Annotated in this window: 4 protein-coding genes and 2 pseudogenes; 5 read left to right on the top strand and 1 reads right to left on the bottom strand. The window is 44.2% G+C overall.

What is annotated here, in order from left to right:
• A pseudogene (locus ACP45E_RS15995) lies at positions 1 to 1,342 on the top strand (DNA-directed RNA polymerase subunit beta'); the annotation flags it as partial.
• Positions 1,343 to 1,635: 293 nt separating this feature from the next.
• Here ACP45E_RS15995 and rsd read toward each other — a convergent pair.
• Positions 1,636 to 2,130: a sigma D regulator gene (gene rsd / locus ACP45E_RS15990; RefSeq protein ID WP_139073944.1), complete on the bottom strand. Its 495-nt coding sequence runs from the start codon at positions 2,128 to 2,130 to the stop codon at positions 1,636 to 1,638.
• Between the two features lie 162 nt (positions 2,131 to 2,292).
• On the opposite strand from rsd, the gene nudC reads away from it, so the two are divergent.
• The 4 genes and pseudogenes from nudC to ACP45E_RS15970 form a co-directional block, all read left to right on the top strand.
• Positions 2,293 to 3,066, top strand: a complete 774-nt coding sequence (nudC, locus tag ACP45E_RS15985; protein ID WP_026026705.1) for an NAD(+) diphosphatase — start codon at positions 2,293 to 2,295, stop codon at positions 3,064 to 3,066.
• Positions 3,067 to 3,346: 280 nt separating this feature from the next.
• The gene (hemE, locus tag ACP45E_RS15980; RefSeq protein WP_017035398.1) at positions 3,347 to 4,414 is read left to right on the top strand and encodes a uroporphyrinogen decarboxylase; all 1,068 of its coding nucleotides are present in this window, start codon (positions 3,347 to 3,349) and stop codon (positions 4,412 to 4,414) included.
• Between the two features lie 104 nt (positions 4,415 to 4,518).
• Positions 4,519 to 5,154, top strand: coding sequence for a TetR/AcrR family transcriptional regulator (locus tag ACP45E_RS15975; RefSeq protein ID WP_017035397.1), 636 nt, complete (start codon positions 4,519 to 4,521; stop codon positions 5,152 to 5,154).
• 57 nt (positions 5,155 to 5,211) lie between these two features.
• Positions 5,212 to 5,591 (top strand): annotated as a pseudogene (locus ACP45E_RS15970) (DHH family phosphoesterase); the annotation flags it as partial.

Here is a 5,591-nt window from a genome sequence, read left to right as displayed (position 1 = left end):
ACCGCTCTTCCGATCTCTTCACAATGCTAAGTTTGTTGTCAACAAAGACAAGAAGCTGGTTATCACATCTCGTGCTTCTGAGATGACGATCATTGATGAGTTTGGCCGTACTAAAGAGAAACACAAACTGCCATACGGTTCGATTCTTAGCAAAGCAGACAGCGACGCTGTTACTGCGGGCGAAGTTGTTGCGAACTGGGAAGCGCATACCATGCCAATCATCACTGAAGTGGCCGGTCGTATCCAATTCGTTGATATGATCGATGGTGTGACGGTTTCTCGCCAGACTGATGACCTAACCGGTCTTTCGTCTAGTGAAGTAACAGATGCAGCAGCTCGCCCAGCAGCAGGTAAAGATATGCGTCCAGCTATCAAACTTGTTGATGCGAAAGGTAACGATGTAATGATTCCTGGTACTGATATGCCAGCTCACTACTTCCTACCTGGTAAAGCGATCGTTAACATCGAAGATGGTGCTGAAGTAGGTATCGGTGACACGTTATCTCGTATTCCACAGAAATCTAGCGGAAACCGAGATATCACCGGTGGTCTACCACGCGTTGCTGACTTGTTCGAAGCTCGTAAGCCTAAAGAGCCTGCGATTCTTGCTGAGCACACAGGTACTGTGTCATTCGGTAAAGAGACGAAAGGTAAGCGTCGTTTAGTTATCACTCGTGAAGGCGGAGACGCGTACGAAGAGATGATTCCTAAGCATCGTCAGCTGAACGTATTCGAAGGTGAGAAGATCGAACGTGGTGATGTTATCGCTGATGGTCCAGAGACTCCGCATGACATTCTACGTCTACGTGGCATTCATGCTGTGACTCAGTACATCGCTAACGAAGTTCAAGAAGTCTACCGTCTACAAGGCGTTAAGATTAACGATAAGCACATTGAAACTATCGTTCGTCAAATGCTACGTAAGTGTACGATTACTCACGCTGGTGACTCTGAGTTCTTACCTGGTGAGCAAGTTGAGTACCACAACGTTAAGATCGCTAACCGCGCTCTAGAAGCAGAAGGTAAAGAACTAGTACGTTACGAGCGTGACTTACTAGGTATTACCAAAGCATCTCTAGCGACTGAGTCATTTATCTCAGCAGCATCTTTCCAAGAAACGACTCGCGTACTAACAGAAGCTGCGGTTTCTGGTAAGCGCGATGACTTACGTGGTCTGAAAGAGAACGTTATTGTTGGTCGTCTGATCCCAGCTGGTACTGGTTTCGCTTACCACCAAGAGCGTCAAAAGCAACGTGAAGAGCAACAAGAAGGTCCGTCAGCTGAACAAGCGACAGATAATCTAGCAGCACTTCTCAACGCTGGCTTTTCTTCTGAAGAATAAGCACTCTGACGAGTAATCACGATTCGTGATAAAAAAAGGCACCTTTGGGTGCCTTTTTTGTTTTTTATTTGAGTGAGTTTATGAGTGAAATAGTCGGCAGCACCGTTGGATGAGAAATAGAAAAGTACAGAGGGTGGCTAATGAGCACTTTCTACAAGTACTCATTGCACAGAGGGTAAGCGGCTTGCTTGATAGCCAGTCCCTAGAAACTAAATCATAGGTATCCGATCCTATATATTCAGTTCTAAATAACTTAAATCAAAGAACTTGAACCAGTAACTTAAACGAATAGTTTAAGCGCCAGGAGGTATGGCAAGGCTATTTGCAATCAGCTGAATCAGCTGGTCTTCGACTTCAAATCGCATCTCAATCACCTCGCCAACTTGAGACAGATCATTGTCGAAGCCTTTTAAAGGGTCGTCCTTACTGACGGCTGCATAGGTGTCTGTGAAGCTCAACAGCGGCTCGGTCGTCAGTACGATCTTTGCGTAAGTCTGATTGATCTCATCAGTGGCTTCAAACCCCGTTGCGCGCCATTGATCCATGACCATGTCATAGATTTTAAAGTGCCCTTCGGAGATATAATCGACCAAGTGCTGACAAAAGCTTTGAAGCGCTTTAGGCGTCGGAAGTTCAGAAACTGAAGATTTTACGGATGATGGTTGAAGTGATGCGAGCTTACAGTATTCAACAATGAGTAATTGACGAGTCTCAAGCCAATGATCAATAACCTCACTTGAGCCACCCCATTGTTGCTGCGTTTGTTTGAATTTATTTAGCATGACCATGCCCTCATGATCGGTACACAAATTTGTGTACGAATTAGCTTTGCAGTGCAAAGATCCCTTTTACATCCACTCAGAGTTTGTAAATATATTTATCATTAATAATCTCTGGTATAAATTAGATTGCCAGTAAAATGAATGAACTGCAAGCTAAGAGACCGTATGATGTTAAAAAATAGTAATAGTAAAAGGCACGAAAAAGCCTATTGGTGCGCAGTCACTGGAAGTGATATTTATCTGGTAGAAAACGAGCTTCCATTTGCGACCGCGGAAGAGATCAACTTTCCCATTGAGCACGCGGTTAACATTGGCCAATACCAGGGTTCCCCTGTGTTATGGATAAATGAAGTCGATATAGAATCGCCTCTTGAACTCACTTCTCTGAGAGAATGTTTGCAGTTTCCTGACGCACTTTTCTTACTCATGAGCAAAGCGGTTCAGCTTGGGAATATGACCCTGACGCAACGATTTTGCCCTCAATGTGGTGGGCGGAACCACTTAAATATGAACCAACTTGCGATGCAGTGCACAGATTGTCGAACCTTACACTATCCCAGAATATCACCATGCATCATCGTTGCCGTGCGCAAACAGCATCAAATATTACTAGCGCAGCATCCTCGCCATCGCAATGGTATGTATACCGTGATTGCAGGTTTCCTAGAAGTAGGAGAAACCCTTGAGCAATGTGTTGCGAGAGAAGTAAAAGAAGAGACCGGGATTCATGTCCAAAATATTCGTTACTTTGGCAGTCAGCCTTGGGCATTTCCTTCTAACATGATGATGGGTTTTCTTGCAGAGTACGAGAGCGGTGAGGTCAAACCCGACTATCAGGAGCTCAGCGATGCACGATGGTTTGATTTTGATAAATTGCCACCCGTCGCGCCTAAAGGCACCATTGCAAGAACCCTGATTGATACCTTAACTCAGGTGAGTTAGTCGATAAATAAATAGAGAATGACAGATAAAAAAAACCCTCCGAGAAGGAGGGGGTAAGTAAGATGTCGTTATGAGATGCTGAGCACTAAGTACTCAGTTATTATTGTAATTTTCGCTAGCAAACGAATTTTTAGCATTGTTACATAATGCGTGCAAACTAAGCATTGATTTAAAAGTTAATAACTTGATCTAGATTGCAAAGCACGCCTCTTTTGAGAGCTGAACAGTGTTAGAATACTAAACTTCAAAAATAGACAAGATTGAATTGGAATTTAACGGAATGACCGAATTAAAGAATGATCGCTATTTACGCGCCCTGTTAAAACAACCTGTTGACTGCACACCGGTCTGGATGATGCGTCAAGCTGGCCGCTATCTTCCTGAATATAAAGCAACTCGCGCAGAAGCGGGTGACTTCATGTCTTTGTGTAAAAACGCAGAATTGGCGTCAGAAGTAACGCTTCAACCTTTGCGTCGTTTTCCGCTCGATGCTGCAATCTTGTTCTCAGACATTCTGACGATCCCAGATGCGATGGGTCTTGGTTTGTACTTCGAAACGGGTGAAGGCCCGAAGTTTGAACGTCCAATCACATGTAAAGCAGATGTTGAAAAAATTGGTTTGCCGGATCCAGAAGGTGAACTTCAGTACGTTATGAATGCCGTACGTCAAATCCGCAAAGACCTGAAAGGTGAAGTGCCTCTCATCGGTTTCTCTGGCAGTCCTTGGACGCTTGCCACGTATATGGTTGAAGGTAGCAGTTCTAAAGCGTTCACTAAAATCAAAAAAATGATGTACGCAGAGCCTCAAACCTTGCACCTACTACTGGATAAACTTGCAGACACGGTTATTGAGTATCTGAACGCACAGATTAAAGCCGGTGCACAATCGGTCATGGTATTTGATACATGGGGTGGTGTGCTGACTCCACGTGATTACAAACTATTCTCGCTTCAATACATGCATAAAATTGTCGATGGTCTGATTCGTGAGAATGAAGGTCGTCGCGTTCCTGTTACGCTATTTACCAAGAATGGTGGCATGTGGCTAGAGTCGATTGCAGCAACAGGCTGTGATGCTGTCGGCCTAGACTGGACAATTAACATTGCTGATGCCAAAGCACGTATTGGTGACAAAGTCGCGTTACAAGGCAATATGGACCCGTCTGTACTCTACGCGCAGCCTGAACGTATTCGTGAAGAAGTCGGCACCATCCTTGAAGGTTTTGGTGATGGCGGAACCGGCCATGTATTTAATCTGGGCCATGGTATCCATCTAGATGTGCCACCTGAAAATGCAGGTGTGTTTGTTGATGCTGTGCATGAGTTATCTAAGCCATACCACAAATAGTTGAGTAAATAGTTGAAAGCGCCTGATACGACCAGGCGCTTTTTTGTTATGGGTTACACTTGGCGTTATACTCATTCGATTGACGGAAAGGATACGGGCAATAAATGAAGACTCGCGATAAAATTGTACACGCAGCATTAGAGCTATTTAATGAACATGGTGAGCGTAATATTACGACCAATCACATTGCTGCGCACATAGACATTAGCCCTGGCAACCTTTACTACCATTTTCGCAATAAACAAGAAATCGTCCATGAGATCTTTACGCTCTACTCTGAAGAGCTGCTCGAGCGCTTTACTCCCATCAATGGTCAGCAGGAAAGTTTGGTGTTACTCAAACACTATCTGGATTCCATTTTCACCTTCATGTGGAAATATCGTTTCTTTTACGCCAATCTTCCTGAGATTCTTCAACGTGATACTTCGTTGCATGATGACTACATTAAAGTCCAAGAGAAGCTACAAAATAACCTAGTTAATATCATGAGGGCCTTCGTAAAGCTTGATTTGTTAGTGGTTGAAGAGTTAGAAATGAAATCTTTGGTGACTACCTTACATTTAATTGCAAGCAGCTGGATTGGTTATCAATCGGCGATGTCGCTAAACGCTAAGGTCACCGAACAAGTTGTGCTGGAAGGTATGCTGCATATGATTGCGGTGGTCAAACCTAAAGCCACGGAACTGGGTATTGAGCAATTACAATTACTAGAAGATGGTGTTATCGCGATTTACGCTTAACTGGGCTGAACAACGGTTCTTTGCCTCCGCTACGGATTCATTTCCCCAAGGTTATTTATGCACTACGATGTTTTTAATGGTGATGCTGATGGCATCATCGCTTTACTGCAATTACGACTCTCGTCGCCTCGGACGTCACAGCTCATCACGGGTGTGAAGCGTGACATTAAGTTGGTTGAAAAATTGGACCTCTCGAATAATGACTCACTAACGATTCTTGATATTTCAATGGCTAAGAATATGGAAGGGTTAGTCTCTGCGCTCGAACTTGGGGTTGAGGTATTTTATGCGGATCATCATCAATCCGGTGATATTCCCGACCACCCATTACTCGATGCGAATATCGACCTCGATGCCAACACCTGTACGGCATTGATTATTGACCAATTATTAGAAGGTCAATACCACCTGTGGGCGATCACCGCTGCGTATGGCGA

The sequence above is a fragment of the Vibrio genomosp. F10 str. 9ZD137 genome, assembly GCF_049974785.1.
Lineage (GTDB): Bacteria > Pseudomonadota > Gammaproteobacteria > Enterobacterales > Vibrionaceae > Vibrio.
Note: the sequence above shows the minus strand (reverse complement) of the source record. Positions and strands in the feature narration are given on the sequence as shown.

Excerpts from the sequence above, each read along its gene's own strand:
- ACP45E_RS15975 (WP_017035397.1), top strand. The coding sequence starts at position 4,519 with ATGAAGACTCGCGATAAAATTGTACACGCAGCATTAGAGCTATTTAAT.
- rsd (WP_139073944.1), bottom strand. The coding sequence starts at position 2,130 with ATGGTCATGCTAAATAAATTCAAACAAACGCAGCAACAATGGGGTGGC.
- hemE (WP_017035398.1), top strand. The coding sequence starts at position 3,347 with ATGACCGAATTAAAGAATGATCGCTATTTACGCGCCCTGTTAAAACAA.
- nudC (WP_026026705.1), top strand. The coding sequence starts at position 2,293 with ATGTTAAAAAATAGTAATAGTAAAAGGCACGAAAAAGCCTATTGGTGC.